This window comes from Acidimicrobiales bacterium, from assembly GCA_035546775.1.
In the GTDB taxonomy this organism is placed as follows: Bacteria; Actinomycetota; Acidimicrobiia; order Acidimicrobiales; family JACCXE01; genus JACCXE01.
In genome coordinates, this window is sequence record DASZWD010000021.1 from 1 (window position 1) to 22,893 (window position 22,893).

Here is a 22,893-nt window from a genome sequence, read left to right on the forward strand (position 1 = left end):
TGTCGCCCGAGACCTTCGAAGCCGAATGGCTCGACGGGGCGACGGGTCCAGCCGTCGGGGCGAAGTTCCGCGGCCACGTCAAGCGCAACGGCCGCGGCCCGACGTACTGGACCACGTGCGAAGTCACGCAGTGCGAGCCGGGCAAGGTGTTCGAGTTCGTCGTCGTCAACGGCGGCCGGCGCGTCAACAACTGGGGCTACACCTTCGCCGCCGCCGACGGTGGCACCGACGCCACCGAGTACTTCCGCCTCGAGCCGTCGCTGCCGCTCAAGCTCTACTGGACGCTGCTCGGCTGGGCCCGCGGCAAGACCAACCGCGACGGCATGACCCAGACCCTCAACCGCCTCAAGGCGATCGCGGAGACCCCCTAGCCGCAAACTGGTGATGCTGAATGAAGAAGACCCTTCTTCAACATCACCAAAAGCTGCGGGGTTAGGCGCCGACGGCGTGGAAGCCGCCGTCGACGTGGATGATCTCGCCGGTCGTGGCGGGGAACCAGTCCGAGAGCAGGGCGACGACGGCCTTGGCGGCGGGCTCGGTGTTCTTGAGGTCCCAGCCGAGCGGGGCGCGGTCGGCCCAGATGTCCTCGAACCGACCGAAGCCCGGGATCGACTTGGCCGCCGTCGTGCGCAGCGGCCCGGCGGCCACGAGGTTGCAGCGCACGCCCGCGGGGCCGAGGTCGCGCGCCAGGTAACGCGACAGCGACTCGAGCGCCGCCTTCGCTACGCCCATCCAGTTGTAGGTGGGAAACGCCTGGGTGGCGTCGAAGTCGAGCCCGACGATCGACCCGCCGTCGGCGAACAGCTTCATGAAGCCCTGCGCCAGCGACTTGAGCGAGTACGCCGATACCTGAATCGCGGTCGCGACGTCGTCCCAGCCGGCCTTGAACATGTCGTCGCCGAGACAGTCGGCGGGGGCGAAGCCGATCGAGTGCACGACGCCGTCGACGCGGCCCCACTGCGACGCCAGCGTGTCGGCCACCGCCGCGATGTTCTCGTCGGACGTGGCGTCGAGCTCCAACACCTCGGGCGTCGTCGGCAGGCGACGGGCGACGCGTTGGGTCAACGACATGGCGCGGCCGAACGACGTCAGCACGATCTCGGCGCCCTGCTCCTGGGCGATGCGGGCGACGTCGAACGCGATCGACGAGTCGGTGAGCACGCCGGTGACGACGACCTTCTTGCCTTCGAGCAACATGGGCTGACTCCTACTGAGGTGGATTGGCGTGGCGGCGCTTCGGCAGGTGCTCGCGCTTGGACCGCAGCGCTTCGAGGGCGGTGACCACGACGCGGCGCGTCTCGGTCGGTTCGATCACCATGTCGACGTAGCCGCGCTCGGCGGCGACCCGCGGCGTGCAGTAGTCGAGCGTGTACTGATCGGTGAGCGCGGCGATCTCCTCGGCGGGCAGGTCGCGCCGGCCATACAGCAGGCCGATCGCCTGTGACGCGCCCATCACCGCGATCTCGGCTTGGGGCCAGGCGACGACGAAGTCGGAGCCCATGCCGTGGGAGTCCATGACGATGTAGGCGCCGCCGTACGCTTTGCGCAGGATCACGCACACCCGCGGCACCGTTGCCGCCGCGTAGGCGTGGCACAACTTGGCGCCGTGGCGGATCATGCCGCGCCACTCGATGTCCTTGCCCGGCTGGAACCCGGGCGTGTCGACGAAGGTGAGCAGCGGCACGTTGAAGGCGTCGCACAACTGCACGAAGCGCGCCGCCTTGGTCGACGCCTCGATGTCGAGGGTGCCCGCCAGCCACCCCGGCTGGTTGGCGATCACGCCGACGGGATAGCCGTCCACGCGGGCGAAGCCGACGACGGAGTTGGGCGCGTGCCGCGCCCACAACTCGAACCACGAACCGCGGTCGCACACCTCGTCGACGACGCGGCGTACGTCGTAGCCGGCGTTGGCCGACGCCGGCAAGGTCGCCTCGCAGTCGCGTTCGGTGTCGTCGTCGCCCAGCGCCCACGGCGGCATCTCGTGGTTGTTGGCCGGCAGGTAACCGAGCACGCCGGCGATGGCGTCGAGGGCGGATTCTTCGTCGGCCGCGTGGAAGGCGCAGATCCCGCTGTGGGTCTCATGGGCGTTGACGCCGCCGAGGTCGACGGCCGAGATCGGCTCGCCCGTCATGCCCATCACCGCCGCGGGACCCGACACGAACGCCGTGGCCCCGGCGGTGAACACGACGAAGTCGGCGAGGCCGATGAGCAGCGCCGGCCCGGCGGCACACGGCCCCACGATGGCCAGCGCGATCGGCACGACGCCCGACGCGTCGACCAGGGCGCGCGCCACCTGCCCCCAGCCCACGAGCGACGCCACGCCGTGGCGCACGTCGGTGCCGGTGGTGGCGAGCACGCCGACGATCGGCACACCGGTGTCGGTGGCGAGGCGGATCAGGCGGGCGATGGCCTCGGCTTCGTCGGGACCGATGGCGCCGCGGCCCGACTCGTCGCCCTCCTCGGGCTCGTCCGCGATGCGGAACCAGCCGATGCGCTGGTGACCGAACTCGCGGATCTCGGCTTGCGCGCCACCGAGGCGCGCCGTCCCGAGCGCGAGCAGACGGGTCACCTACGAGGCAACAGGACCGACGACGAGCGTGCCGTTGTGACCGCCGAAGCCGAACGAGTTCGACAGCGCCGGAGCGGGCGCGACTTCGCGCGGCGAACCGTGCACCACATCGACCTCGATGCCTTCGCCGCGCTCGGTGTGATTCGCCGTGGGTGGCACGACGCCGCGCGTCGAGGCCAGCAGTGCCGCCACGCACTCGATGGCACCGGCGGCGCCGATGCAGTGACCGGTCACGCCCTTGGTGGAGACGACCGGCGGCGGCGAACCGTTGAACGTCTTGTAGATGGCGGCGCTCTCCGCCGCGTCGTTGAGCGGCGTCGACGTGCCGTGGGCGTTGACGTGGCCGATGTCGCCCGGCGTCAGCCCGGCATCGGCGAGCGCCGCTTCCATGCAGCCGATGGCGCCGGCGCCGTCGGGCGACGGTGCGGTGATGTGATGCGCGTCGGCGTTGCGGCCGTAGCCGAGGATCTCACCGAGGATGGTGGCGCCGCGCGCCACGGCGTGCTCGTACTCCTCGAGTACGAGGAACGCCCCGCCTTCGCCCATGACGAAGCCGTCGCGGGTGGCGTCGAAGGGACGCGACGCGGTGGCGGGATCGTCGCGGCGGGTCGACAGCGCGCCCATGCGGGCGAACGCCGCCATGCCCACGGGCGTGATGGCCGCTTCGGAACCACCGGCCACGATCGCATCCGCGCCGCCGTAGCGGATGATGTGGGCCGCTTCGCCGATGGCGTTGGTGCCCGCGGCGCAGGCGGTGGCGATGCACAGGTTCGGGCCGCGCAGGCCGTGGCCCATCGAGATCATCGCCGCGGTGGCGTTGGTCATCATCATCGGCACGAGGAAGGGCGACACGCGGGTCTTGCCCTTCTCGTACACGACGATCTCTTCGCGCTCTTGGGTCTCGAGGCCGCCGACGCCGGTGCCGGCCACGACGCCGATGCGCGCCGGGTCGAGACCGAGGTCGCCCGCCATGCGCAGCGCGTCGACCGCCGCCGCGTAGCCGAGCTGGGCGACGCGGTCGGTGCGGCGCACTTCCTTGGCGTCGATGTACTCCTCGGGATCGAAGCCTTTTACTTCGCAGGCGAACTGCACCGGCCAATCGGAAACGTCGACGCGTTCGATCGGGCCCGCCGCGGTAGCGCTGGCGGCGAGCAGGGTCTCCCAGAACGAGTCAAGGGTGTTGCCGGCGGGCGTCTTGACGCCCATGCCGGTCACGACAACGCGTCGGCGTTCCATGCGGTACTCCTCCGAGTCCTAAGCGACCTTGGCGGCGATGACGTCGAGCGCCTCGCCCACGGTCTTGATGCCCTCGAGGTCTTCCTCGGGGATGCTGATGTCGAGCTTCTCTTCGAGCGCCATCACCAGCTCGACGACGTCGAGGCTGTCGGCTTCGAGATCCTCGGCGAAGGTGGCCTCCTCGGTGACCTTCGCCGGGTCGATCTTGAGCAGGTCGACGGCGCAGTCACGCATCACGTTGAGGACTTCGTCACGAGACATTTCTGGGGGTTCTCCTTGCGGTTGGTGAGATTTCGCGAACGCTAGTGGCCGAGGCCGAGGCCGCCGTCTACCGGAATGACAGCGCCGGTGATGTACGCCGCGCCCTCGCTACAGAGGAACGCGACGGTGGCCGCCACTTCGTCGACGGTACCCATACGAGCCAGCGGCACCTGTTGGGTGATGGCCGCGATGCGTTCTTCGGACAGGGCGTCGGTCATGGCGGTGGTAATCGGGCCGGGGGCCACGAGGTTGCACGTCACGTTGCGCGACGCCAGCTCGCGGGCGACCGAGCGGGTGAGGCCGACGAGGCCGGCTTTGGCCGCCGCGTAGTTGACCTGCCCGGCGCTGCCCGACAGGCCCACGACCGAGCCCATGTTGACGATGCGGCCGTAGCGCGCCTTCATCATCGCCGGCGTCGCCCGCTTGATCGTGTGGAACGCGCCGGTGAGGTTGACCTGGAGGACCTTGTCCCAGTCGTCGTCTTTCATGCGCAGCAGCAGGCCGTCGCGGGTGACCCCGGCGTTGTTGACCAGCACGGTCACGGGGTCGCTGATGCGCTCGAAGGCGGCGTCGACCGACGCGGCGTCGGCGACGTCGATCTCGACGGCGAAGGCATCGTGGCCGCACAGCGCGGCCGTCTCCTCGGCGCCGTCCTTGTTGCCGCCGAAGCCGACGGCGACGCGCAGCCCCTGCTGGGCGAGCGCCACCGCGCACGCCCGACCGATACCGGCGCCGGCGCCGGTCACCAACGCGACGGTCATTCGCCCGTACCCCAGCGCAGGGCGGCCGACGCCCACGTCATGCCCGCACCGAAACCGCACATGAGCACCACGTCGCCATCTTTGGGCTCGGACTCGGCGAGCGCCAGCGGGATGGACGCCGCCGACGTGTTGCCGTACTTGTCCATGTTGCGCACCACGCGGGCGTTGGTCATACCGAGGCGCTCGACGACGGCGTCGATGATGCGGGTGTTGGCCTGATGCGGCACGAACACGTCTACGTCGGTCGGCGCCAGCCCGGCGCGTTCGAGGGCGCGCTCGGCCGAACCCAGGCAGGCGCGCACGGCGCGACGGAAGACCTCTTTGCCCTCCATGTGGATGTACTGCTCGCCCACGGGGATGTTGAGGATGGACTCGGCCGAACCGTCACAGCCCAGGTCGTAGCCGAGCAGGCCGTGGCCCGGAGCCGACGGCACGATCACCGCGGCCGCCGCGCCGTCGCCGAAGAGGATGGCGGTGCCGCGGTCGGTGGCGTCGGTGATCGTCGACAGCGTCTCGGCGCCCACCACGAGGGCGGCGCGCGCCCCGCCGGCCTGCACCAGGCTGTCGGCCATCACGAGCGAGTACACGAAGCCCGAGCAGGCGGCGACGAGGTCGAAGGCGCCGCAGTGCAGGCCGAGGTTGTCCTGCACGATGGCAGAGCTGGCCGGCAGCTTCTGCGTCGGTGTGACGGTGGCGAGCACCAGGAGGTCGACGAGTTCGGGGTCGACGCCGGAGTCCTTGAGCGCTTCGGCACCCGCGGCGGTCGCGAGCGAGACCGTGGTGTCGTCGGGTCCGGCGATGCGGCGCTCGCGAATACCGGTGCGCTCGACGATCCACTCGTCGCTCGTTTCGAGTACCTGCTCGAAGTCCTTGTTGGTGAACCGGATACTGGGGAGCGCCGTCCCCATCCCGACGATCGCGGTCACTTCGCGCCCCTTCGGGGCGCAAGACCGCAGCGGCTGTCTCTTCGGTTCGCTCGCTGACGCTCGGTCACGTGTTACGAAAAGGTGCGCAGCCAGGCGATGGGCTGACCGGGGCGCACGCGTTCACCGGAGTGCACGAGCATGCCCATGAGGAAGCCGGTGAAGCGGCTCACGGCCGGGGTCTCTTCGCCCGAGTTGGTGATGATGGCAACCGCCTGGCCCGCTTCGACGATCTCACCTTCGGCGGTGACGACCTGCGGGTCGAGGAGCGTCACGACGCCCCGCGCCGGCGCCACGATCAACTTCTCCGCGACTTCGGTGTACTCGGCCAGTTCGATTGCCAGAGGAGTCGATGCAGGAGACATCAGTTCTTCACCCATTCGGAGTCAGGAAGGCACCGTTTGGCCAGTGCCGTCAGCGTGGTCCCGGGCCCGACCTCGCGCAGTGACGCGGGGCCCAGGGAGTCGATCGTGATCATGGAGTCGGCCCAGCGGACCGGCTTGACAAGGTGGGTGACGAGTCGGTCTCGCCAACCGTTCCCGTCGGTGTATACGGCGCCGTCTTCGTTGGAGATGATCGGCGCCGACGGGTCGGCGAAGTCGATCGCCGGGAGGTACTCGGCGAAGCCGATGGCGGCGTCGTCCATGAGCGGCGTGTGGAACGCGGCGGCGACGTCGAGGGGCACGACCTTACGAATGCCAGCCGCACGTGCCGCCTCGCTGGCCTGCTCGAGACCCTCGGGTGTACCGGCGATGACGATTTGGCCCGGGGCGTTGATGTTGGCGACCCAGCAGCTGTCGGGCGTGCCGGCAACGGCGGCGGCCGCTTGCTCGTCGGTGGCGCCGAGCAGCGCCGCCATCACACCGGGGCGGGCGTCGGCGGCGTGCTGGGTGACTTCGGCCCGCTTGGCCGCCACCTGCACGCCGACTTCGAAGCTGAGCGCACCGGAGGCGATGAGCGCCGTCATCTGCCCGAGCGAGTGGCCGGCGAAGCTGGTCACGCCCTGGGCGAGGATCTCGTCCTTCACCGTTTCCCAGGTGACGAGCGAGTGGAGGAGCACGGCGAGCTGGGCCGCCTGCGTGGTCTTGAGTTCGTCGCCGAGCAGCAGGGGCGCGAGCGAGGTGGCGAGGATGTCTTCGGCGTCGGTCACGAGGTGCCAGGCCGGAAGGGCGCGCAGGTCGACACCCATGCCCGTTGCCTGGCTTCCCTGACCTGGAAAAACAACTGCGACGCTCACGCGTTGGCCCTCTCTCCGCCCCCCGACGAACCGTTTCGACTACCCGACGAGCCCAAAGGTTACACGTGATTGTCGAATGTTTCGATTCAGCCGTATTACAATGTGATTGCGATGACATACGACGTACGACAGCTGGCGGACGCCGCCGGGGTTTCCGTCGAGGTTGTGCGGTCGTATCAGTCAAAAGGCCTGCTCAGCGCCCCTAAACACGAGGGCCGCACGGCGGTGTACGACTCCAGCCACCTCGATCGGTTACTCAAGATCAAGGCGCTGAAAACCAAGGGATTGAGCCTCCGGGCGATCGCCGACGTCCTCGCGGCGGGCCCCGACAGCCCATTTTTCGACGGCGACGACGAACGATCCGACGAACGCCTTACCCGGGCGGAACTGGCCGAACGCGCCCGCGTCCCACCGTCGATGCTGCGCTCGCTCGAAGGCTCGGGCGTGCTGCGCCCGCTACCGGCCGACGACCCCGACCGGCCCTACAGCCGCGCCGATGTCCGCGCCGTGCGGATGCTGCTGGCGCTGGTGTCGGCCGGGGTACCGATGGAGGAGTTCATGGCCGTGGCCAAGCTCCAGATCGAGACGTCGGAGTTGCTGGCCGAGGGGGCGTCGAAGCTGTTCCTGCGCTACGTGCGCGAGCCGATGCTCAACGGCGAACCGCACCCCGAGGCCGCCGAGGAGTTCGGCGACGCCTTCTCGATGATGGTGCAGGCGGCGTCGTGGCTCGTCGGCTACCACGTCGAGCGCACGCTGGTGCACGCCATGGTCAAGCACCTGGCGAACAGCGGCACCGACGAAGAGCAAGAAGCGCTGCACAAGGCGCTGTCGGTCATCGACGCTACGTTCCCCGGGTGACCGCTGACGCCGAGGTAACGCCCGACATCCTGCCGCACCGCCCGCCGTTCAAGTTCGTCGACGCCATCGAGGAACTCGTCGTCGGCGAACGCTGCGTCGGGACGTACCGGGTGACGGGCGACGAGGCGTTCCTCGCCGGCCACTTTCCCGGCAACCCCGTCTTCCCCGGCGTGCTGCAACTCGAAGCCCTGGCGCAGACGGGGGCGATCGCCGTGCTCTCCGACGAGCGCTTCGCCGGTCGCCTCCCGCTGTTCGGCGGCGTCGAGGAGGTCCGCTTCCGCCGCATGGTCGTGCCCGGCGACACGCTGCGCCTCGACGTGACGATGGAACGGCTGAGCTCGAAGGGCGGCTGGGGCGTGGGCGAGGCCACGGTCGAGGGCGCCGTCACGTGCAAAGCGCGGCTGTTCTTCGCCTTGGCACCAAAGCCCGCATAGGCTCCCTTTTATGCGCAAACTGGCTGGGGTGATCGCGGGCCTGCTCGCGGTCGGAATCGCGATCGGGCTGGGCACGAGCGGGGCGAAGGCGGCGTCGAGCGACGTCGTCGTCACCGGTCCGGGCCCGGGCGCGGCGCCCAACGTCCGGACCTTCGGCGCCGACGGCAAGAGCGGCGGCGTGAGCTTCGATGCCAACGGCAGCGCCACCTCCGGCGTCAGCGTGGCGTCGGGCGACATCAACGGCGACGGCACCGCCGACATCGTCACCGGCACCGGTCCGGGCGTGAACGCCCAGGTGCAGGTGTGGAGCCACGACGGCAACACGCTGATCGCGCAAGCCAATCCGTTCCCCGGCTTCCAGGGCGGGATCTCGGTGGCGGCCGCGAACGAGGACGAGACGCCGCAGCTCGAAGTGATCGTGGCGGCGGGTCCCGGCGGCGGTCCCCACGTCAAGGTGCTGCGCGTGAGCGGGGGCCAGCTCGTCGAGGAGTACAGCTTCATGGCCTACGACCCCGGCTTCCGCGGCGGCGTGTCGGTCGCCGGTTCGGGTGGGCGCATCATCACCGGCGCCGGCCCCGGCGGTGGGCCGCACGTGCGCGTGTTCCACATCAGCCAGGGGCAGGTGTCGGTCGAGTCCGAATGGATGGCCTATGACCCGCACTTCACCGGCGGCGTCCACGTGGCTGCGGGTGCGGTGCGCACGCCCACGGGCGTCGACGTCGTCACCGGCGCCGGCGCCGGCGGCGGCCCGCACGTGAAGCTGTGGACGCTCGGCGGCGCCGAAGGCCCCGGCCTCATGGCCTATGACCCCAAGTTCAGCGGCGGCGTGTTCGTCGCCGTCGGCCAGGGCCAGAAGCTGATCACCGGTGCGGGCGCCGGCGGCGGTCCCCACGTGAAGCTGCTGACCTACGCCAACAACGCGTTCAGCGCCGTCGCGCAGTTCATGGCGTACGACCCCAACTTCACCGGCGGCGTGCACGTCGGCGGCTTCCCGGCCTCGACCGTCCCGCCGACGACGACCACGGCCTGCACCGGCATCCCGCCGATCTGCCTGCCCGGCGGTGGCGGTGGTTCGACGACCACGTCGACCACGACGCACGCCACGACCACCTCCACGACAACGCACGCGACGACGACCACGGCGGCGCCGACGACCACCACGTCGACCACCGCGGCCGGCGGCGGTCTGCCGATCCCGATTCCTTAGGTCGGCTGCTCCCAGGTCACGCCGTCGAAACGGGCGAAGTCGCCGTCGTAGGACACGACGGTGGCGCGGTGCTCGACGGCCAGCGCCGCGAGGTGACCGTCGTTCACCAGATTGCCGCCGGCACCGACCCGCGTGAGTAGCTGACGGAGGACGCGTCCATGCTCCGGCGTCGGTTGCAGGACGACCGCGGCGTCGGCGGACAACCACGCGTCGACGCGGTCGAAGGCGGCGTCGACCGTCAGCGGATTGGGGAAGAGGTCGGCGCGGGTTGCGAGGCGGACGAAGGCCAGCAGGGCGACCCACGCGAACGCGACCGTCTCCTCACCGGAGAGCGCCGAGTCGAGCCACCGGCGAGCGGTGCTGTGGTGGTGGGCGTCACGATCGAGGGCGTACAGCAAGACGTTGGCGTCGACGAGCTTCACTTGCCGGCGCGCATGCGTCGGACGAGTTCGTCGTCCTCGAGCTGGCCCGCGAGTTGCAGCGCGCGATCGAGCACGACCGTCGGTTCGCCCATCGACGCCGTCTTGGTCTTGAAGGGACGGCGCTTCGCCGCGCTTTGCGCACCGGCGCGGATGGCGTCGTTGAGCGCTTCCTTGAACGTCATGCCGCGCTCGCGCATGCGCTTACGCACGATTTGCTCGGTGTCAGGGTCGAGCGTGACCGTCGTGCGTGACATTGGCGCATCGTAGCATCAGACTTTCTGATGCTTTGATGCGGCAAGCCGGTCCGCCGCCCAGGCGGTCGACTCGTAACAGAGGGCGGGGTGGAAGCCCCAGCCGACGAGTTGGCGTTCGGTTTCTTCGCGCTCGGCGCCGGTGTCGAGCAGGACGTAGGCCATCGAGCGGCAGCGGCGGCGCAATTCGTCGGGCGGCGGTGCGCCGAGTTGGCTGCGCTGCCAGGCGTCGTGCTGCTCGCGCAGCGCGTCGGGCAGGTGCATCACCTGGCGGCGGTTGAGCGGCGGGACGCGGCGGCGCACTTCGATGGTCGTTGCCGTCGGTTGCCAGCGGGCGATGTCGAACTGCACGAGGCGACCGAGCGAGCGGGCGAAGGGCGAGTGCCGGCCGCCCTTGTCGCCGAGGCCGATCTCGCGGGCGATCGAGGGTAAGTCGAGCTCGAAGCCGTCGGGCGACGCGTCGAGCCCGTACGCCAGTCGCCGCAACAGCCAGGTGGTCGACGGGCCGAGCGTGCTCAGCCAGTACGACTCGACGTAGATCGAGCGCGGGTCGAACCCGAGCCGGTCGACGAGCGGGTCGACCCACGCGGCGACGCGCACGGACCCGGTGGCGGGAATCGTGGGAGCGGGGGTAAGCGGCATGCGCCGTACGCTTCCATCGCCCCCCACGCGTCACCATGGCGCGAACGCGCCCTTGTGACCGCGCGAACGCGCCCTTGTGACCGCGCGAACGCGCCGTCGTCGACGATCGCAGTTCACTTCCCGGGACGAGTGAGGAACCGGAGGGCGGAGGCTGTCCGGGCCGAAATGTCCAGCGTGGGTTCCTCACGCGCCCGTATACGGTCGTCGCCGTTGAACGGGCCTTCGAGGGTCCACACCTCCAAGCCCGCCGTCCCGCGGTGGATCAGCGCTATGCGCGGTGTCGCGCGCCGCCGCCGAGTTCGGCGCACCTCGGCCACGAGCGCGCCCAGCGCGGGTGCTCCGATGAAGACCGCCGCGGCCCGCCAACCATGCAGGCCATTCACGATCGCGCCGACCCGGTCGACGTGGAACTTCATGATGCCGAGCACGTCAGTGGTCGGCACGAGCAAGGGGTCGGGCGAGCCGTTGGCGTCACCTTGGGTGGCGAAGTAGACGGTGCCGTCCTTGTCGATCCGCCGAACGATGCGGTGCAACGTCACACGGGTGGGGCCGAAGCCACGAAGCCGGAACTCGACGACGTCACCGACCGCGACCGCATGCGGGTCGACGGGCGCGACCACGGCGATGCTCTTGCGGGGCACCACGTCGCCCATGCTCCCGGTCTGAATGACGTCGAGCTTCCAGTGCCCCAGCCACGCCAAGGCCAGCGCGCCCACGAGGAGCGCGCCGGCCAACGACACGAGGCCGCGCAGAACTCGGCGCAACTAGCCGCCCGCGGGGATCGGGTCCGAGAGCACCAGCTGAAGGTCGAAGTCGAGCGAATCGCTCTGCGCCGCGGCCATGTCCGCTTCGGTGCCCGTCAAGGTGAACGCCAGGGAGACAGCGCAGACGGCTTGGGAGTCGAGGCTCGTCTGCCACGTCAGGCCGTCGGTGTATTCCGTGAACTTGTGGGCGCTGCCGCCGTCATAGCCTTCGCACGGACCGCCCCCGAAGCCGCTGGCCGACACCTTCACGAGCGAGGGCAGTTCGCCCGGGTCGGTGGCGACGTTTGCGGCGGTGCAGTCGTCTTCGCCGCTGGCGATTTCGTCGGGCTCGCACGAGGTCTCCTTGGAGATCAAATTGGTGACGAATGCCTGCACCGTGCCCGCCGACCGCCCGAAGTTGGCGATGCAGACGGCTTTCGGTGCGTTGATGAATCGGCCAAAGCCACCGTCATCGGCCAGCGTGCCTTCGACGAGGGCGGGAATGACGCCTTCCTTGTACGCCGGATTCGGATTGAGCCCGTCGAGGGATTCGGGCGGGCATTCCTCGGAACCGTCGTCCGCGATGAGCGCCACGCGGATGTCGTGGGCGGCGGCCGCGTACGCCGGTGTGTCGAGGTGGTTGCCCTGAATCCGGACGTTGTCCGACAGGATTGCGAACAGCCCCCCGCTGAACAGCATCGTCGTCAGGGCGCCGGCAATCACCCACTTGAATCGCATCAGCCGTTGCAGCATGGTCCCTCCTCGTTGGTCGCCCCCCCGGCGGGGCGTTGAGGCGACCGTACGGATCCGACCTTGCCGCGACCTTGCCGGGACGGCGTGGCCCTGCGAACGCCTATCTTGCCGGTGGCATGCGCGAACACGTCGACCAGGTCCGCCAGTGGCTGCGGATGACCGACAATGCCGTTGTCCTCACCGGCGCCGGCATCTCGACCGACTCGGGCATCCCCGACTTCCGCGGCCCCAACGGCGTGTGGACCAAGAACCCCGCGGCCGAGAAGGCGGCGCACATCGACACCTACATGAGCGATCCCGACGTGCGGAAGCGCGCGTGGGCCACGCGGGCGGAGTCGACGTACTTCACCGCCGCGCCCAACGACGCCCACCGCGCCGTCGCCGCGCTCCAGCGCGCCCAGTCGGTGTCGTTTGTGGTGACCCAGAACGTCGACGGGTTGCACCAAGCCGGCGGTTCACCGCCCGACACCGTCATCGAGTTGCACGGCGCCGTCGCACGGACGCGCTGCCTGCGCTGTGGCGACGAGCGGCCGATGGAAGAGACGCTGGCGCGCGTGCGCGCCGGCGAGGAAGACCCGCCCTGTCGCGTGTGTGACGGCATCCTCAAGTCGGCCACCATCAGCTTCGGCCAACCGCTCGATCCTGACGTCATCGATCGCGCCGCCGCGGTCTGCGGGGCGACGCCGTTGCTCGTGGTGATCGGCTCGACGCTCGGCGTCTACCCGGCGGCGGGTCTCGTGCCCCTCGCGGTGCGCGCCGGCGCCACGCTGGTGATCGTCAACAACCAGGAGACGCCCTACGACGACATCGCCGATGTCGTGGTGCGCGACCCGATCGGCGAAGTCGTGCCGGCGTGGGTCACCACCGATTGAAGTGAATGACGTCGTCGCGGTCTTTCCAGCCGCGGCGCAGCGACGGTGACGGCTCGTCGCTCGGCGCCGGATGGCCGATGGCGATGGCGCCGATCGGCATGAAGGTGTCGGGCACGCCGAAGGCGGCGCGCACCAGGAGCACGTTTTCGCCGAACACGCCGAAGAACAACGCCCCGAGTCCGGCGTCGACGACGGCGTTGAGGATCTGCATCGACGCGAACGCCGTGTCGATGTGCCAGAAGGGGACGGGCCAGCGCGCCGGGTCGCGGTCGGTCCAGCCCTTGTCGGGCTCGGCGTAGCGGTCGAGATACGCCGACTCGTTCGAGCACGGCACCACGATCACCGGCGCGTCGAACAAGCCCTGCCAGCGGAACGCCGCGCGATCGTCGGGCGCGAAGGTGGTGTTCCAAAAGCGCTCGGTATCCATGCGGGTGTCGAGCACGAGGAAGCCCCAGCCTTGCGTGAAGCCGGCCGAGGGGGCGCGCACGGCGGCGGCGAGGATGCCGTCGAGCACGGCGCGGTCGACGGGTTCGTTGGTGAAGGTGCGCACCATCTTGCGGCGGCGCACGACGTCGGCGAATTCCACGCCCGAAGCGTGACAGGTGGCACAGCGCGCGTCGCGGCTCGGGCGCAGAGTGCTCGTATGTACAAACGCATCGTCGTGGGGACCGATGGTTCGCCGAGCGCTTCTGAAGCGGTGCGCGAGGCGGTCGGCCTGGCGAAGATGTGTGGCGCCGAACTGCACATCGTTTCCGCCTACCGGCCGCTGTCCTCACTCATGACCCACCCGGAGTTCGTGACCCTGTCGGCGCAGGTGTACGAGAAGATCGATCCGGCGGGCGGCGCCGCCGAAGTCACGTCAAGGGCGACGGGCTTCACCAGCGGCGCCAACATCGAGGTGCACGAGCACCAGCTGTGCTGATCGTCCAGACGGTCTAACCCCAGCACTTCTGTGAAGGAATTTCCGTGCATCGCACGGAAATTCCTTCACAGAAGGTGGGGTCAGGGCAGCGCGGCGGCGCCGGGGAACGAGATCGTCTTGTACTCGAGGTAGGCGCCGAGGCCTTCGGCGCCGAGCTCGCGGCCGAGGCCCGACGACTTGAAGCCGCCGAAGGGGCAATTGAAGTCGAGGATGAACCCGTTGATCGACAGCGTGCCGGTGCGCACCTGGCGCGCCACGTCGAGCGCGGCGCCGGCGTCCGCGCTCCACACCGAACCGGATAGGCCGTAGTCGGAGTCGTTGGCGATGGCGATGGCGTCTTCGACGTCGTCGTAGGGGATCACCGCGACGACCGGGCCGAAGATCTCCTCCTGGGCGATCTTCATCTGGTTGTCGACGTTCACGAACACCGTCGGCTCGACGAACCATCCCTTGTCGATGCCGGCGGGACGCCCGCCGCCGGTGGCGACCTTGGCGCCTTCCTTCTGCCCGAGGTCGAGGTAGCTCATGACGCGGTCGCGCTGGCGCTGGGCGACGAGCGGGCCGATCTCGGTGGCGGCGTCCATCGGGTCGCCCACCTTGAGGGCGCGCACCGCTTCGACCATCGCGTCGACGACCTCGTCGTACTTGTTGCGCGACGCCAGGATGCGCGTCTGGGCGACGCACGCCTGGCCGTTGTTCATCATCCCGGCGGGCACGAGGCCGGCGACGCTGGTGGCGATGTCGGCGTCGTCGAGGATGATCGCCGCGGACTTGCCGCCGAGCTCGAGCGTGACGCGCCGCAGGCGCTCGCCGCACAGCGTGGCGATGTGGCGGCCCGCGGCGGTGCTGCCGGTGAAGGAGATCTTGTCGACGTCGGGGTGCACGACGAGGCGCTCGCCCGCTTCACGCCCGGCGGCGACGATGTTGACGACGCCCTTGGGCAACCCGGCCGCCGTCAGGCACTCGGCGAGCATGTAGGCGTCGACGGGCGTCTCGGGCGCCGGCTTGAGCACGACGGTGCAGCCGGCGGCGAGCGCCGGTGCGAGCTTGAGCATCGTGACGAACAGCGGGACGTTCCACGGCACGATGGCGCCCACGACGCCGACCGGTTCCTTGCGCACAATGGCGGGGCCCATCAGGCCGGTGCGCTCTTCTTCGAAGGCCATGGTGCGCACGTGGCTCTCGAAGAAGTCGAGCGCCATCGTGGCGGCGAACACCTGACCCATCACGCCCCACGACACCGGGCAGCCGTTCTCGGCGGTGATCGTGTCGGCGAACTCCTGCATCCGGGTCTGGATCTGCAGGCTCAACGCCGCCATCACGTCGGCGCGCTCGGCAGGGCTCATGCGGGGCCACGGGCCGTGGTCGAACGCCTCGCGGGCGGCGGCCACCGCGCGGTCGATGTCGGCGGCGGTGCCGTCGGGCACGCGGGCGATGACCTGCTCGGTCGTGGGGGAGATGACGTCGATCGTCTCCGTGCCGGCGGGCTTGACCCACTCGCCGCCGATGAACAGCGTGTCCTTGACGATGAGATCTGTGGCCACCGGGGTCCCCTCCAAAACTGAAGCGCGTTCTAGTAGGTTGCGAAACCTAACACTCCGTCAGAAACCCAAACCGAGGTTCCGCTCATGCGCGCTGCAGTCCTGACCCAGTACAACGAACCGCTCGTCATCGAAGAGCTGTCGTCGCCGCCGCTCGGTCCGGGCGACGTGCGGGTCCACATCGACGCCAGCGGGGTGTGCCACAGCGACCTGACGGTGCAGAAGGGCGGCGTGCCGATGCCGCCACCGGTGATCCTCGGCCACGAAGGCGCCGGGACGGTCCTCGAGGTGGGCTCCGACGTGTCGGGTCTCGCCGTCGGTGACAAGGTCATCGCCTCGTTCATCCCGGCGTGCGGCACGTGCTGGTACTGCCTGCACGATCAGTCGAACCTGTGCGAGTCGGCCAACGCGTTGATGTTCGCCACCCGCGGCGTGCGCGCCGATGGCGGCACGGTGTTCGGCATGACCGGCCTCGGCACCTTCGCCGACGAGATGGTCACCAGTCAGACGATGGTGGTCAAGGTCGAGACCGACGTCCCCGCGGAGCAGCTGGCGCTCATCGGCTGCGGCGTCACCACCGGTGTGGGAGCGGCGCTCAACACCGCCCGTGTCGAGCCGGGGGCCACGGTGGCCGTCATCGGCTGCGGCGGCGTCGGCCAGGCGGTGATCCAGGGGGCGCGCATCGCCGGCGCGTCGCGGATCTTCGCCATCGACCCCGTCGAGCTGAAGCGCAAGACGGCTGAGCAGCTCGGCGCCACCGACCTGATCGATCCGTCCGACGGCGGCTCGATCGCGGCGGTGCAGGCGGCGACGGGCGGGCGCGGCGCCGACTACGTGTTCGAAGTCATCGGCCTGCCCGACACCATCCTGCAGGCGTTCCAGACGGCGCGGCGCGGCGGCACGGTGTGCATTGTCGGCATGCCCCGCATCGATCAGCAGGTGACGTTCCCGGCGTTCCCGCTGTTCTCCGACGAGAAGAAGATGCTCGGCTGCTTCTACGGCTCGGCGCAGGTGCGACGCGACTTCCCGCGCTTCGTGTCGCTGATCGAGACGGGCCGCCTCGACGTCGGTTCGATGGTGAGCCGCCACATTCATCTCGACGAGGTGAACGAGGCGTTCCGCGCCATGGAAGCCGGCGAAGTCATCCGCTCGGTCATCACCGACTGATGGCGGAGCAGCAGGGCGTGCTGCGCGCGCCGATGGTCATCGAATATCCGTTCTCGCGCACGACCGGTCCCGTCATCGGCGCGTTCCTCACGGGTCTGCGCGAGGGCGTGATCGTGGGCAGCCGCGGCAGCGACGGCCGCGTGCTCGTGCCGCCGATGGAGTACGACCCGTTCACCGCCGACTCGCTGACCGAACTCGTCGAGGTCGGTCAGGAGGGCGAGGTCACGACGTGGTCGTGGACGGACGGCCGGCGTTATCAGCCGCTCGACCGGCCGTTCGCCTGGGCGCTGATCAAGCTCGACGGCGCCGACACCGCGCTGCTGCACGCCGTCGACGCGGGCTCGGTCGACCGGATGGCGACGGGCATGCGCGTGCGGGTGCGCTGGCGCGCCGAGCGCGAGGGCCACATCAACGACATCGAGTGCTTCGAGCCGGTGCAATGACCGACGTGCTGCTGCCTCCGTCGCTCCAAGGCGTCGAGTTGGTCAAGTCGGTGCGCACGCCGGCCCACCTCGACTACAGCTACACGCCGGGCAAGGCGATGTCACGGTTCCTGACCGGGTTGGCGTCGCGCAAGATCATCGGCCAGCGCTGCCCCAAGTGCGGCAAGGTCTACGTGCCGCCGCGGGGCGCGTGCCCGACCGACGGCGTGCCGACCGAAGAAGAAGTCGAGTTGCCCCACACGGGCACGGTCACGACGTTCTGCATCGTCAATGTGTCGTTCTACGGCCAGGGCATGGAGATCCCGTACGTGAGCGCGCTGATCCTGCTCGACGACTCCGACATCCCGCTCATGCACCTCATGCAGGAAGTGCCCTACGACCAGGTGCGCACCGGCATGCGCGTCGAGGCGGTGTGGGTACCCGACGACGAACTGAAGCCGACGCTCGAGTCGATCAAGTGGTTCCGCCCCAACGGCGAACCCGACGTCGACGCGTCGCAGATGCGGGGGAACGCCTGATGCGCGACGTCGCCATTGTCTCGTTCGGCCAGAGCAAGCACGTGCGGGCCCAGACCAACGCCAACGAAGTCGAGATGCTGATGCCCGTCGTGCGCGGCGTGCTCGACGACGTCGGCATCGGCATGGACCGCGTCGGCTTCACCTGTTCGGGCTCGACCGACTACTTGTCGGGCCAGGCGTTCTCGTTCGTGATGACGCTCGATGCCGTCGGCCCGTGGCCGCCGATCAGCGAGAGCCACGTCGAGATGGACGGCGCCTGGGCCATGTACGAGGCGTGGGTGAAGCTCCAGATGGGCGACATCGACGTGGCGTTGATCTACGCCTACAGCAAGTCGTCGCCCGGCAACCTCCCGGAGGTCCTGACCCGCCAGCTCGACCCGTACTCGGTGGCGCCGCTGTGGCCCGACTCGATCGCGCTCGCCGGTCTGCAGACGCGCGCCCTGCTCGACTCGGGCCGGGCCAAGGAGTCCGACCTGGCGCACGTGGCCGCGCGGTCGCGCCGCGACGCGCTGGCCAACCCGTACGCGCTGCTGGCCCGCGACGACGACGCCGATGCGTTGTTGTCCGAGCCGTATCTCGCCGAGCCGATGCACAAGTGGGACTGCCCGCCGATCACCGACGGCGCGGCGGCGATGGTCATCGCGGCGGACGACGCGGCCCGCGAGCTGTGCGCCCGCCCGGCGTGGATCCGCGGCATCGACCACCGCGTCGAACCGCAGGGCTTCGGCCTGCGCGACCTGACGCGTTCGGTGTCGACGGCGACCGCGGCGCAGAAGGCGGGCGTCGCCAACGCGCCCGTCGACCTCGCCGAGATCCACGCGCCGTTCACCGCCCAGGAGCTGATCCTGCGCGACGCCATCGGCCTCGGCGACGGCGTGACGATCAACCCGTCGGGCGGCGCGCTGTCGGCCAACCCGATGATGGCGGCGGGACTGATCCGGCTCGGCGAGGCGGCGACGCGCATCTCGCAGGGCGCGGCCAACCGGGCCGTGGCGCATGCGACGTCGGGCCCGCTGTTGCAACAGAACCTCGTGTGCGTCCTGGAGGGTGAGTGATGGGCAAGCAACGGGCCGCCATCGTCGGCATCGGCCAGACGCAGCACATGTCGACGCGCGGCGACGTGTCGATCGCCGGGCTCGTGCGCGAAGCGGCGTTCCGGGCGCTCAACGACGCCGAGATGACGTGGTCCGACATCGACGCCGTCGTCATCGGCAAGGCGCCCGACTTCTTCGAGGGTGTGATGATGCCCGAGCTGTTCCTCGCCGACGCGCTGGGGTGTGCGGGCAAGCCGATGCTGCGGGTGCACACCGCGGGATCCGTCGGCGGCTCGACGTCGATCGTGGCCGCGTCGCTGGTGCAAGCCGGCATCCACGAGCGCGTGCTCACCGTCGCCTTCGAGAAGCAGTCGGAGTCCGAGGCGATGTGGGCGCTGTCGATGCCGATGCCGTTCGCCCCGCCCACCCACGCCGGCGCCGGCGGGTACTTCGCCCCGCACATCCGCAACTACATGCGCCGGTCGGGCGCGCCCGACCACATCGGCGTGCTCGTCGCGCTGAAGGACCGGCTGAACGCGCTCAAGAACCCGTATGCCCACCTGCACGAAGCCGACGCCACGTTCGAGAAGATCGCGGACTCGATGATGCTGTGGGACCCGATCCGGTATTCGGAGACCTGCCCGTCATCGGACGGTGCGTGCGCGATGGTCATCACCAACGAGGCCGGCGCCACGCGTGGTGGGTATCCGCCGGCGTGGATCCACGGCTCGGCGATGCGCAGCGAGCCGACGATGTTCGCCGGACGCGACGTCGTGTCGCCGCGGGGGTCGAAGGAGTGCGCGGATGACGTGTTCGCCCAGGCGGGGATCAAGGACCGCCGCGCCGAGATCGACGTCGCCGAGATCTACGTGCCGTTCTCGTGGTACGAGCCGATGTGGCTCGAAAGCCTCGGCTTCGCCCCCGAAGGCGAGGGTTGGAAGTTGGTCGAGGACGGCACCACGCAGATGACCGGCGACCTGCCGATCAACCCGTCGGGCGGCGTGCTGTCGACCAACCCGATCGGGGCGTCGGGCATGTTGCGCTTCGCCGAGGCGGCGATGCAGGTGCGCGGCCAGGCGGGTGAACACCAGATCCCGGGCGCCCGCAAGGCCCTCGGCCACGCCTACGGCGGCGGCGCCCAGTTCTTCGCCATGTGGGTCGTCGGCGCCGACAAGCCGGCCTAGATGCCCGTCGACCTCGCCGCCCTCGTCGAGCCGTCGCGGACGGTGGTCGTCACGCAGGAGTGCCAGATCGGCGTGATCGGCGAGACGTCGCCGCTGGCGCTCAAAGACGCGGCGCAGCCGATCATCCCGGCGATCGCCGCACTCGCCGACGCGGCGCGCCGCGCCGGCGTGCCCGTCGTGCACTGCGTGGCGGTGCGCCGCGCCGACGGCGTCGGGTCCAACCACAACGCCCGGCTGTTCAACGCCATGCCCAAGACCGGCCTCGACATCACCCCCGGGTCCAAGGGCGCCGAGGTCGTCCCCGAGATCGGTCCCGCTGACGGCGACCTCGTGCTCACTCGCTACCACGGCCTCGGCCCGATGGGCGGCACCGACCTCGACGCCGTGTGCCGCAACCTCGGCGCCACGACCATCGTCGGCGTCGGCGTGTCGGTCAACGTGGGCATGCTCAACTTCGCCATGGACGCGGTCAACGCCGGCTACCAGTTCGTGTTGCCGCGCGACTGCGTCGCCGGCGTGCCGGCTGAGTACGCCGACGCGGTGCTCGACAACACGCTGGGGCTGATTTCGGCGATCACGACGAGCGCGGAGATCATTTCGGCATGGTGAAAGCGACCCGCGCCGTCAACGAGGACGAGGACCCGCGGGCGTCCGACGGGCGTATTCCCGGCCGCCGCGGCCTGGCGACGCGCCAGCGCTTGCTCGACCGCACCGAGTCGCTGCTGGACACGATGTCGTTTCGCGACATCAAGGTCATCGACATCGCCCGCGAGGCCAAGACGTCGCCGGCCACCTTCTATCAGTACTTCCCCGACATCGAATCGGCGGTGCTGGCGCTGGCCGAGGCGACCAACCTCGACACCAGCGAACTCGGCGAGCTCGTGCGCCACGCCGACTGGCGCGGCAAGAAGGGCTACGCCAACGCACTGCACCTCGCCGACGCGTTCATCGAGTTCTGGGAGCGCCACCGCGCCACCATTCGCGTCACCGACCTCCTCGTGGCCGAAGGCGACATGCGGTTCCAGGCGATCCGCACGCGCCTGCTCAACGACCTCGCACTCGCCATGGCCGAAGTGATGAAGCAGACGAGCGCCGGCGCCAAGGCCACGTCGCACCGCCGCCTCGCCACCGCCGGCGTGCTGGTGGCGATGATGGCCAACGTCACCACCCACCGCTACACCTACGAGTTCTGGGGCATCCAGACCGCCGACCTGCGCGCCAGCATGGCCGACATCATCTTCACCAGCCTCACGGGCAAGCTGCCACCGGCCAGCTGATGGTTTCGGTCATCCCGCCCGGCCGGCTCGTCTACGGCATGCAGCTGCAGGTGCAGAGCCAGAGCACGCTGTACGCCGAGAAGTGGGAGGCCGACGCCGGGGTCAGCGAACTCGCGGCGCTGGCGCGCGCGGCCGACGACGCCGGGTTCTTCTACGTCGCCGTGTGCGACCACGTCGCCATCCCGCGCCCGCTCGCCCAAGCGATGGGGACGACGTGGTACGACACGTTCACCACGCTCGGCTTCCTCGCCGGTGTGACGTCGCGGGTGCGGCTCCTTTCACACGTGTCGGTGCTGCCGTACCGCCACCCGCTGGTGACGGCCAAGGCGGTCGCCACACTGGACACGCTGTCGCAGGGCCGGGCCATCCTCGGCGTCGGCGCCGGCCACGCGGCCGGCGAGTTCGCCGCCCTCGGCGTCGACTTCGCGCTGCGGGGCAAGCTGCTCGACGAGGCGATCGACGCGGTGCGCGCCGCGCTCACCGACGAGTTCCCCGTCCACAACGGGCCGCGCTGGTCGTTCCGTGACGTGGGCGTCGGGCCGCGGCCGGTGCAGCAACCGCGGCCGCCGATCTGGGTCGGCGGCTCGGCGCCGCCGTCGCTGCGGCGCGCCGCCGAGAAGGGCGACGGGTGGTTGCCGCAGGGCACGCCGCGCGCCGAGATGCCGTCGCAGATCGCGACGATTCGCGCCCTGCGCGAAAAGGCCGGCATCGACGCGCCGATCGAGATCGGCGTCGTGACCGAAGTGCTCTACGTGGGTGAGCCGTCGTGGGAGGTGGGCAGCCGCACCCTCAGCGGCGCGCCCGAAATGCTGGCGGAACGGCTGCGTGAGTTCGGCGCCATGGGCGTCAGTCACCTCCAGGTGCGCTTCCGCTCGCGCGACGTGAACGAGGCGACGGATCAGATCGCGCGCTTCAGCGCAGAAGTGGGGCCGCTGCTGTGAGACCGGGACTGCTCGAAGGCAAGGTGGCGATCGTGTCGGGCATCGGTCCCGGCATGGGTCGCGACATCGCCCGGCGTTTCGCCGAAGAAGGCGCCGACGTGGTGCTCTCGGCGCGGCGGGCCAAGACGATGGCCAAGGTCGCCGACGAAGTGAAGGAACTCGGCGGGCGCGCCCTGTGCGTGCAGTGCGACATCAGCGACAACGACGCGTGCGTCGCGCTCGTCGCCGCGGCGACCGACGAGTTCGGCGGCGTCGATGTGCTCGTCAACAACGCCTTCCACGGCGGCGACTACACCCCGTTCATGGACGGCGACCTCCAGGCGTGGCGCGACACGATGGACACCAACTTCTTCGGCACGCTGCAGCTGACCAAGGCCGTCGTGCCGTCGATGCGCGCCCGCGGCGGCGGCCACGTCGTGATGGTCAACACGATGTCGGTGCACCGGCCGCAGGAGGGCTACGGCGCCTACGCCGCGTCCAAGAGCGCGCTCTCCATGGCGACCAAGACCCTCGCCCTCGAGTTGGGCAAGGACGGGATCCGGGTCAACGCCATCCACCCCGGCTACATCTGGGGCGACTCGGTCGAGTGGTACTTCGGCGAGTTGGCCAAGCAGCGCGGCGTCACCGCGCAGGAGGTCTACGACGAGATCGCCGGCGAGACGGCGCTCAAGTACCTGCCGCACTCGAGCGAGATCGC

The 22,893-nt window shown here is 69.8% G+C and carries 30 protein-coding genes; 15 read left to right on the plus strand and 15 right to left on the minus strand.

From position 1 onward, the window contains the following. Window positions 1–371 (plus strand): SRPBCC family protein (locus tag VHC63_04705; protein HVV35882.1); only part of this gene is annotated, 371 nt, incomplete at its 5' end. 61 nt (window positions 372–432) lie between these two features. On the opposite strand, the gene fabI is transcribed toward VHC63_04705, so the two are convergent. From fabI to VHC63_04745, 8 genes are all read right to left on the minus strand, one after another. Further along, window positions 433–1,197: an enoyl-ACP reductase FabI gene (fabI, locus tag VHC63_04710; protein ID HVV35883.1), complete on the minus strand. Its 765-nt coding sequence runs from the start codon at window positions 1,195–1,197 to the stop codon at window positions 433–435. 10 nt (window positions 1,198–1,207) lie between these two features. Next, entirely contained in the window at window positions 1,208–2,569 is a 1,362-nt protein-coding gene (locus VHC63_04715) for a carboxyl transferase domain-containing protein (GenBank protein HVV35884.1), read from the minus strand. Further along, the gene (gene fabF / locus VHC63_04720) at window positions 2,570–3,805 is read right to left on the minus strand and encodes a beta-ketoacyl-ACP synthase II (protein ID HVV35885.1); all 1,236 of its coding nucleotides are present in this window, start codon (window positions 3,803–3,805) and stop codon (window positions 2,570–2,572) included. An 18-nt stretch (window positions 3,806–3,823) separates the two neighbouring features. Beyond that, on the minus strand, window positions 3,824–4,066 hold the full coding sequence (acpP, locus tag VHC63_04725; GenBank protein HVV35886.1) for an acyl carrier protein: 243 nt from the start codon (window positions 4,064–4,066) through the stop codon (window positions 3,824–3,826). A 41-nt stretch (window positions 4,067–4,107) separates the two neighbouring features. After that, the gene (gene fabG / locus VHC63_04730; protein ID HVV35887.1) at window positions 4,108–4,827 is read right to left on the minus strand and encodes a 3-oxoacyl-ACP reductase FabG; all 720 of its coding nucleotides are present in this window, start codon (window positions 4,825–4,827) and stop codon (window positions 4,108–4,110) included. After that, the gene (locus tag VHC63_04735; GenBank protein HVV35888.1) at window positions 4,824–5,753 is read right to left on the minus strand and encodes a beta-ketoacyl-ACP synthase III; all 930 of its coding nucleotides are present in this window, start codon (window positions 5,751–5,753) and stop codon (window positions 4,824–4,826) included. The genes fabG and VHC63_04735 overlap by 4 nt, the downstream gene beginning before the upstream one ends. A 71-nt stretch (window positions 5,754–5,824) precedes the next feature. Next, entirely contained in the window at window positions 5,825–6,115 is a 291-nt protein-coding gene (locus VHC63_04740) for a hypothetical protein (protein ID HVV35889.1), read from the minus strand. Further along, complete coding sequence (locus VHC63_04745; protein ID HVV35890.1) at window positions 6,115–6,987, minus strand: acyltransferase domain-containing protein; 873 nt, start codon at window positions 6,985–6,987, stop codon at window positions 6,115–6,117. The genes VHC63_04740 and VHC63_04745 overlap by 1 nt, the downstream gene beginning before the upstream one ends. Window positions 6,988–7,098: 111 nt before the next feature. Between VHC63_04745 and VHC63_04750 the strand changes: the two genes are divergently transcribed. From VHC63_04750 to VHC63_04760, 3 genes are read left to right on the plus strand one after another with little or no spacing between them, the layout of a single operon-like run. Then, a complete protein-coding gene (locus VHC63_04750; GenBank protein ID HVV35891.1) occupies window positions 7,099–7,845 on the plus strand; it encodes a MerR family transcriptional regulator in 747 nt (248 codons plus the stop codon). After that, complete coding sequence (gene fabZ, locus VHC63_04755; protein HVV35892.1) at window positions 7,842–8,279, plus strand: 3-hydroxyacyl-ACP dehydratase FabZ; 438 nt, start codon at window positions 7,842–7,844, stop codon at window positions 8,277–8,279. The genes VHC63_04750 and fabZ overlap by 4 nt, the downstream gene beginning before the upstream one ends. Before the next feature lie 10 nt (window positions 8,280–8,289). Then, the gene (locus VHC63_04760) at window positions 8,290–9,486 is read left to right on the plus strand and encodes an FG-GAP repeat protein (protein ID HVV35893.1); all 1,197 of its coding nucleotides are present in this window, start codon (window positions 8,290–8,292) and stop codon (window positions 9,484–9,486) included. Here the strand turns inward: VHC63_04760 and VHC63_04765 are convergent. The 5 genes from VHC63_04765 to VHC63_04785 form a co-directional block, all read right to left on the minus strand. Next, the gene (locus tag VHC63_04765; GenBank protein HVV35894.1) at window positions 9,483–9,908 is read right to left on the minus strand and encodes a TA system VapC family ribonuclease toxin; all 426 of its coding nucleotides are present in this window, start codon (window positions 9,906–9,908) and stop codon (window positions 9,483–9,485) included. The two genes, VHC63_04760 and VHC63_04765, sit on opposite strands and share 4 nt — an antisense overlap. After that, entirely contained in the window at window positions 9,905–10,162 is a 258-nt protein-coding gene (locus VHC63_04770) for a hypothetical protein (protein HVV35895.1), read from the minus strand. Before VHC63_04770 ends, VHC63_04765 begins: the two co-directional genes overlap by 4 nt. A 15-nt stretch (window positions 10,163–10,177) precedes the next feature. Beyond that, the gene (locus tag VHC63_04775; GenBank protein HVV35896.1) at window positions 10,178–10,801 is read right to left on the minus strand and encodes a hypothetical protein; all 624 of its coding nucleotides are present in this window, start codon (window positions 10,799–10,801) and stop codon (window positions 10,178–10,180) included. A gap of 113 nt (window positions 10,802–10,914) precedes the next feature. Further along, a complete protein-coding gene (locus VHC63_04780; protein HVV35897.1) occupies window positions 10,915–11,565 on the minus strand; it encodes a hypothetical protein in 651 nt (216 codons plus the stop codon). Beyond that, a complete protein-coding gene (locus VHC63_04785) occupies window positions 11,566–12,297 on the minus strand; it encodes a hypothetical protein (protein ID HVV35898.1) in 732 nt (243 codons plus the stop codon). Window positions 12,298–12,413: 116 nt separating this feature from the next. On the opposite strand from VHC63_04785, the gene VHC63_04790 reads away from it, so the two are divergent. Continuing rightward, the gene (locus tag VHC63_04790; GenBank protein ID HVV35899.1) at window positions 12,414–13,169 is read left to right on the plus strand and encodes a Sir2 family NAD-dependent protein deacetylase; all 756 of its coding nucleotides are present in this window, start codon (window positions 12,414–12,416) and stop codon (window positions 13,167–13,169) included. On the opposite strand, the gene VHC63_04795 is transcribed toward VHC63_04790, so the two are convergent. Further along, entirely contained in the window at window positions 13,156–13,755 is a 600-nt protein-coding gene (locus tag VHC63_04795; protein ID HVV35900.1) for a nitroreductase family protein, read from the minus strand. The genes VHC63_04790 and VHC63_04795 overlap by 14 nt on opposite strands. Window positions 13,756–13,812: 57 nt before the next feature. Here VHC63_04795 and VHC63_04800 point away from each other — a divergent pair, with 57 nt between their 5' ends. Next, window positions 13,813–14,091, plus strand: a complete 279-nt coding sequence (locus VHC63_04800) for a universal stress protein (GenBank protein HVV35901.1) — start codon at window positions 13,813–13,815, stop codon at window positions 14,089–14,091. A gap of 80 nt (window positions 14,092–14,171) precedes the next feature. Here VHC63_04800 and VHC63_04805 read toward each other — a convergent pair whose 3' ends face one another. Then, window positions 14,172–15,635 (minus strand): aldehyde dehydrogenase, encoded by a 1,464-nt coding sequence (locus tag VHC63_04805; GenBank protein HVV35902.1) that lies wholly within the window; start codon window positions 15,633–15,635, stop codon window positions 14,172–14,174. Window positions 15,636–15,719: 84 nt separating this feature from the next. Between VHC63_04805 and VHC63_04810 the strand changes: the two genes are divergently transcribed. From VHC63_04810 to VHC63_04850, 9 genes are all read left to right on the plus strand, one after another. Next, window positions 15,720–16,799 (plus strand): Zn-dependent alcohol dehydrogenase, encoded by a 1,080-nt coding sequence (locus VHC63_04810; GenBank protein ID HVV35903.1) that lies wholly within the window; start codon window positions 15,720–15,722, stop codon window positions 16,797–16,799. Beyond that, window positions 16,799–17,242, plus strand: a complete 444-nt coding sequence (locus VHC63_04815; GenBank protein ID HVV35904.1) for an OB-fold domain-containing protein — start codon at window positions 16,799–16,801, stop codon at window positions 17,240–17,242. Before VHC63_04810 ends, VHC63_04815 begins: the two co-directional genes overlap by 1 nt. After that, on the plus strand, window positions 17,239–17,760 hold the full coding sequence (locus VHC63_04820) for a Zn-ribbon domain-containing OB-fold protein (protein HVV35905.1): 522 nt from the start codon (window positions 17,239–17,241) through the stop codon (window positions 17,758–17,760). Before VHC63_04815 ends, VHC63_04820 begins: the two co-directional genes overlap by 4 nt. Beyond that, window positions 17,760–18,815, plus strand: a complete 1,056-nt coding sequence (locus tag VHC63_04825; protein HVV35906.1) for a thiolase domain-containing protein — start codon at window positions 17,760–17,762, stop codon at window positions 18,813–18,815. Before VHC63_04820 ends, VHC63_04825 begins: the two co-directional genes overlap by 1 nt. Beyond that, window positions 18,815–19,978: a thiolase domain-containing protein gene (locus tag VHC63_04830; GenBank protein HVV35907.1), complete on the plus strand. Its 1,164-nt coding sequence runs from the start codon at window positions 18,815–18,817 to the stop codon at window positions 19,976–19,978. The genes VHC63_04825 and VHC63_04830 overlap by 1 nt, the downstream gene beginning before the upstream one ends. Then, the gene (locus VHC63_04835; protein ID HVV35908.1) at window positions 19,979–20,587 is read left to right on the plus strand and encodes an isochorismatase family protein; all 609 of its coding nucleotides are present in this window, start codon (window positions 19,979–19,981) and stop codon (window positions 20,585–20,587) included. Beyond that, complete coding sequence (locus VHC63_04840; GenBank protein ID HVV35909.1) at window positions 20,581–21,255, plus strand: TetR family transcriptional regulator; 675 nt, start codon at window positions 20,581–20,583, stop codon at window positions 21,253–21,255. The genes VHC63_04835 and VHC63_04840 overlap by 7 nt, the downstream gene beginning before the upstream one ends. After that, window positions 21,255–22,196: a TIGR03619 family F420-dependent LLM class oxidoreductase gene (locus tag VHC63_04845; protein ID HVV35910.1), complete on the plus strand. Its 942-nt coding sequence runs from the start codon at window positions 21,255–21,257 to the stop codon at window positions 22,194–22,196. Before VHC63_04840 ends, VHC63_04845 begins: the two co-directional genes overlap by 1 nt. Further along, a partial coding sequence (locus VHC63_04850; GenBank protein ID HVV35911.1) for an SDR family NAD(P)-dependent oxidoreductase occupies window positions 22,193–22,893 on the plus strand: 701 nt, incomplete at its 3' end. The genes VHC63_04845 and VHC63_04850, both read left to right, overlap by 4 nt.